Here is a 5,937-nt window from a genome sequence, read left to right on the forward strand (position 1 = left end):
TTTTTAAAATCAATAACAATCACATAAAAACGGATACTATTAATCGGATACAATGAATTTCTTAACTTGATGGTAATAGAGCATTACTTCCATTTGACGAACTACGCTTCTTTTTATGCCGTTTCTTCACTTACCCATATCTTATATTTTGTGTAACTAAGCCAAACGTTACAGCCCTTGATATTGATAGCTTCATAGCACTTTCTCTTTTGAGTTACACAACATAATAAAAATGAGTAACCGTATAGAATAGGGTAGCACCACATGGTCATCAAGTTAAAGGTTTAATGTACCAGCAATTAGGAAGATTTTATTCTGTAAGCTTGATAGTGATAGGATACAGCCAACATTTCGGAAGCTTTGTATGTTAGACGAATTTTAACCTAAAAAAGTCGAATTCTTGTACGTGAAGTGCAGTGATATTTCATTCATATAATCCGTATTATCTGAAGTTAATAAAGTCTGTTACACTCTCTTCTTTAGGAACGTTTCCATAATATCCTTCTTGAACCTTTCATAATCAAAATGAAAAGCTACATTATGCGTTTTATAGCCTGGATTAGTAACAAAACGAAAGTCTGCAATGCTTTGACCAAATCCTTCCCCTTGATCAGGAATTACTTTAATGGGTACCCTTGAAAGACTAACAGCCTCTTGATTCAGCAAATACCACACCGTTACAAAATCATGCATAGGACTTCCACTTATACCAGGATTAGACTTGGAGTAGAAATTATAATAATAATCTAACATGGGTTTGATGATGAGTCCTGCAAGATCCTGTGTATTCCGATGAAATGCATCGATTTTCTGGACCATTTCGGGTGTAACAATCGCATGTTGAGTCACATTTAAAGGAATAACCGTCAAGTTCTTTGCATGCTGCAGAATTAAGTTTGCTGCATAAGGGTCTGAGTAAAAGTTAGCTTCAGCCACAGCAGTTACGTTACCTGGATAGAAAAAAGCTCCCCCCATGCAAATGCATTCTCTTACGTTTCGCATTGTTTCTAAATTCAATACAAAAGTCGTAGCTAGCGAAGAAAGCCTTCCTAAATTGATAATTGTAAGATCTTCTAAATTTGATTCTATAATTTGATAAATATCATTTAAGGGATAAACTGGATATGGAATTTCAGGGGGAATAATAGGTCCTAATCCGACTTTCCCATGTACCTCAGGAAAATACTGAATTAATATACCAGTCAACGGTACAGAAGCACCAAGGAATACAGGTATCTCTTCTCTTCCCGCAATGTACTTCAAATAGTTAATATTCCTTATTACATTTTCTCTTGATACATTTCCATAATCGGCTACAATTCCTACAAGTTGAATGTCTTTACGAAAAAAGGTGTACAGCATAGCAAACGCATCATCAATCCCCAAATCTGTGAACAGGAGAACCTTTTTTTGCATATCTCTTCCTCCAAAATTTATAGAATTCTACTTTCACTAATGATGTAGTGATCAGACTAAGCTTGTATGTATATATTTTATGTATTCTTAAAGAGTGAATTCTATTCACTTGAAATAGCTTTGCTCATCTAGATTTGATATTATGTTCAAGCGTAAGTTTCTGTTCTTAAGTCGATAGGTATGTGATGCTATCCTCGAACTAAAAAGAAAAAGCAATGATTAGATTTTAAACCTAGTCATTGCTTTATCCATTGCATCTTGGTTTACTCCTATATATCTTAATGTTACCCGTTCACTTGAATGATTGAATATCTCCATTAGCAAAGCTATATTCTTTGTCTGCATGTACATATGATACCCAAATGTCTTACGTAATGTATGTGTCCCAATCTCATCTAATCCAAATTCTGCTGCTGTGGTGCTAAGTATTTTATATGCCATACTTCTTCCTATTGGCCGATTCTTTCCCTGCCTACTCTTGATTAAATATTCATGATCTTCCATCTCTTCAATGTACCATTTCAATTCTCTTCTTAATGCTGCGGTAATTTGAATACGTTTCTGCTTACCCGTCTTCATTTCACGCATTGAAACGTGACTTCCCTTTAAATCACCTATTTTAAGCCTTAAGATATCACTTATACGCAACCCTGTGTTAATTCCCACCACAAACAAAATGTAATTACGTTCATTGGTTCCCTTTAGGTATGCTTTAATCTGTTGTATTTGCTCTGGATCACGAATAGGTTGAACAAAGTTCATAGATCCTCCCTCCCATTCCGCTCTTCTGTCTCATATACTTCTAATCTAAGAGCAAAAGCTAGTTTATAAAAAGCATTAGATTTATTTCGTCTATATGTACGTTCACTCATACCAATCTCGTTATAAACCATGTAATCAAAGACTTCTTCATCTTCCAAATATCGTTTTACAATAATGTCTCTTTGATTTTTGCTAAAACGACTTAATGCCTTATCAATTTGAAAAGATAAACGTTGTAATTTCACTTCTCTTTCACTCATAGCAACATTTGCTAAAGCGATATTTTCAGCTGGCTTTCCTACTATATTGGTTGGACCGTGATATCTTACTTCGCTAGATGCCGTGACCTTCATCTCATTTCTAATCATCCCAAATTGTCTATAAATACGAACATTTTCAAGAATCTCTTCTAAACGAACTTGTGTTGCTTTACGATCAATTTTAGGTAAGAAAGTTAATTGCATCATATATAAAAACACCCCTTATTTATTTTGTTAACAAAAAACAAAAAGCGGACACCAAACTACAGAGCAATATCACTAATGCTCTTTATAGTTTGATGTCCGCTGGTTCTTCCAGTAGGACTAAATGTTTAATTGGTATTATTATATCATTTTCTCATATTTTAGTAACTTTCTTATTAGAAAAGGATTATTTCATTAGGTTTTCTATGAATTATTTTCCTCTATCTCTTGGCTTTCTTCTCTTATTTGACCGATTAATGAAACTACTGAACCGACCGCTTGGACCCAACTCCCCGTAATCACTATAAGCTGTCCATCCTCATCATCGTCTTCCGAAATTCCCTCCACTTTATCCCGACTAGCTTTCAATTCATCAATTCCACCTATTGCCTGTAATGAATTACCAGTCGCTTGTAACACATTCCCGACAATGTTATACGATTCATCTATATTGGAACTATCCTCTATTTCCCCACCTATTGATGTAACACCACCTAATGCTTGTATCCAATTTCCTGCAATCACTAATTTTTTTTGTGTTTCATCTTCAAATTCTATAATGAGTCCTGTGAGAACCGTTACATTACCAATTGATTGGATTTCGTTCCCAATCAATTCAAGGGATATTTCTCCTTGTCCATCAGCTTCCAGACCATTCCCCGTTGCCTGTAATACATTCCCCCATACGTTCAAGTCTTTTCTTAATTCGCTGTTCAATCTTTTTAAAGGTGTACTCCCAATCGCAGCAATAATTGTCCCTACTGCAACAAACCAAGCGCCAACTATCTCCTTAATCGGATCATCCATTCTCAATCTACCCCGTCATTAATTTAGTACTTACAGGATATGAATTGGCACATCTTCATGTTAATGGCCTACTTCTCTCCCTCCTGAATAAAACTCAATATTTCGTCGATACTATACATACATCTAGAGTTACATCCCTGTTTGGAGCAGTTAGTTTTTGCTAGCTGCTCTTTATTTTTAAAAATGCACGTAATTGACTGGACACACGTATAATATTTTGTGTTCCTTTCTATATAAAATAAGTTAGTCGTTACAAATGGATAATCTCGTCACGAGAGCATTTTATTAAGTGCTCTATTTATGTTTTAAACTAATACAAAATGAAATTTTTATAAAAGCTTTCTCAACACCCAATCAATGGAAACCTCTTTCCTTTTATGGTAATCTATTGGTAATACCATAAAGGTTTAGTGTTTCCTTAAAAGGACCCGTCCCCCTAATCGGGTCCTTTTAAGCGTTTTCTACTCAAATAGCGTTTTTATTAAAAACTTCTCACATTTAAACCGGACAAGCATATGTTACTGTATGGAAGCTTTCCATTCATAGCATTCTACCTTTCTTATTTGAGAGCACACTTATATGTGTGCTCTTTTTTTATTTAAGATAAAATAACTATTTGTTAAAATTCCCGCTTGCCTCTTTTCTTTAATCACATGCTCCATAACTCCAAGTAAGGCATACAATATTAAAAATTTACTCATGAAAATCTGATTACGATTTTTTGAATTTTTTATATCTCATGAGACATTCACCTACCTAATTAGCACGCATACAATATCGTGTGTATTCATATTCAATATAAATTTTAGTCGGAGAGCTCTTTTCAAAGAGCTCTCTATTTTTCAAATCAGGACCTTGTTCTATTTTTTATTTAAAACGTATAAATCAAAATGGTGGTAAGTAATTATCTTGATAATTGAATAACTCTTATTTCGGCACCTATACGAGGTGATTTTTTTTGATTATTACAAAATAACTATTTTATTAAAATCTTCACGAGCAATAACTTCGAATTCTTAGATCAAAATGTACCTCTAGATGATTACAACATATGCTAATTTAAATACTTTCTAGGAAAGTAGGTGCGTACTATGCCCTCAGTTGTAGCAAACCTTGTCGTACAAAATAGTACTGGTTCTTTCAACTTAGGGGATTTTTATAATGTTTCTCCAAAAGAGAATACAAAATCTTATAATGGTTCAGGATCATCAAATGTTGGTTTTGTTGTCAATACCTTTAGCGGTGTTAGCGCAACAAACACATTTGATGCTGATGTTGCAGACCAAAACCAAGTTGGAACAGCATAAATTTATTCACTTTCTCTCTCTGAATAAAACTCAATATTACGTCAATACTGTAGATAGGCTGTTAAACAGCCGGAAATCTCTTATGTGTAACCGTACTGATTGAGACTTCCTTCAAGACTGAGCAGTTAGCTTTTGCTAGCCGCTCTTATTTTCTAAAATTGGTTATATTTACCTTATGTTTTTAACTTAATATTACGTTACAATATAAAAGAGTAGAATATATTGAGCTGTTATACCATTACCCTAGGAAACTAGGGTTTTTATTTCTACAAAATGAAATTTTGGGTTAGTTTTCTTTCCTGCATAATATTTCGATATCCGTTTATACTATAGTTGTATCCTATGCTACTTCTAAAAGCGTACAACGGAGCAGTTAGCTACTTCAGCTAGCTGCTTTGTTGTGCCAAATTAATTTTGGGTTCAAATAATTCACACCTTTTGAAAAATACACATACGATATTACGTATCCTTTTACAGTAATGGTACTGGTCATAAGAGCATCCTAAAAGTTTGCTCTTTTAAATTTAATCTTCTATTTAATCTGTTCACAATTTTATGAGGTAGACATATTATTAACAAGACAAGACATAGTTTATATATAGTGGTGCACAAAAAACTTTGTGCACCATTTTTCATCTCGATAACTTAGTAATTAAATAGCTTGTTTGTTCAAATACTTCACGCCCATGAAAAAATTACTTTTGGTATCACGTACTCTTTTACACTAAGAGCTTTGATCCGAAGAGCACTTATATATAGCGCTCTTTTTGGTATGGAATTTGAAATAAAGGCTTGCTCTTAAAACCTTTTATGTAATTATTATAGGTTTCTTCCTTACACTCGTGTGTCTGTTTACTCATAAGTTGTTAAAGTATAAATATAAATTGGTAATTAATTTATAAGGGAGGTGTAAAAATGAGTAAATTTAAAAAGAATTGTCACATACCCTTTCCATGTTCCTTTCCTTTGCCTCAAATAGGGCCTACTGGAATAACTGGACCTACCGGCATAACCGGAGCTACTGGACCTTCTGGTGGACCTCCAGGACCTACTGGGCCTACCGGCATAACCGGAGCTACTGGACCTTCTGGTGGACCTCCAGGACCTACTGGGCCTACCGGCATAACTGGAGCTACCGGACCTTCTGGTGGACCTCCAGGACCTACTGGACCTACCGGCAT

General features: G+C 34.6%; 5 protein-coding genes and 1 pseudogene. 2 read left to right on the top strand and 4 right to left on the bottom strand.

What is annotated here, in order from left to right; translation table 11 throughout:
* Positions 1-465 precede the first annotated feature (465 nt).
* The 4 genes from JDS92_RS29365 to JDS92_RS29380 form a co-directional block, all read right to left on the bottom strand.
* Entirely contained in the window at positions 466-1,416 is a 951-nt protein-coding gene (locus tag JDS92_RS29365) for a nucleoside hydrolase (protein WP_199632994.1), read from the bottom strand.
* A 219-nt stretch (positions 1,417-1,635) separates the two neighbouring features.
* Complete coding sequence (locus tag JDS92_RS29370) at positions 1,636-2,178, bottom strand: site-specific integrase (RefSeq protein ID WP_097957634.1); 543 nt, start codon at positions 2,176-2,178, stop codon at positions 1,636-1,638.
* The gene (locus JDS92_RS29375; protein WP_097957633.1) at positions 2,175-2,645 is read right to left on the bottom strand and encodes an ArpU family phage packaging/lysis transcriptional regulator; all 471 of its coding nucleotides are present in this window, start codon (positions 2,643-2,645) and stop codon (positions 2,175-2,177) included. The genes JDS92_RS29370 and JDS92_RS29375 overlap by 4 nt, the downstream gene beginning before the upstream one ends.
* Before the next feature lie 201 nt (positions 2,646-2,846).
* Positions 2,847-3,449 carry a DUF6944 family repetitive protein gene (locus JDS92_RS29380; protein ID WP_086422402.1) on the bottom strand — a complete coding sequence of 201 codons (603 nt, stop codon included), beginning with the start codon at positions 3,447-3,449 and terminating at the stop codon, positions 2,847-2,849.
* 1,091 nt (positions 3,450-4,540) lie between these two features.
* On the opposite strand from JDS92_RS29380, the gene JDS92_RS29385 reads away from it, so the two are divergent.
* Together JDS92_RS29385 and JDS92_RS31160 are read left to right on the top strand one after the other, a co-directional pair.
* Complete coding sequence (locus JDS92_RS29385) at positions 4,541-4,756, top strand: spore germination protein (RefSeq protein ID WP_097957631.1); 216 nt, start codon at positions 4,541-4,543, stop codon at positions 4,754-4,756.
* Between the two features lie 915 nt (positions 4,757-5,671).
* Positions 5,672-5,937: pseudogene (locus JDS92_RS31160) on the top strand (BclA C-terminal domain-containing protein); the annotation flags it as partial.

Origin of the sequence: Bacillus cereus group sp. N12 (assembly GCF_016483575.1) — a bacterium.
In the GTDB taxonomy this organism is placed as follows: Bacteria; Bacillota; Bacilli; order Bacillales; family Bacillaceae_G; genus Bacillus_A; species Bacillus_A toyonensis.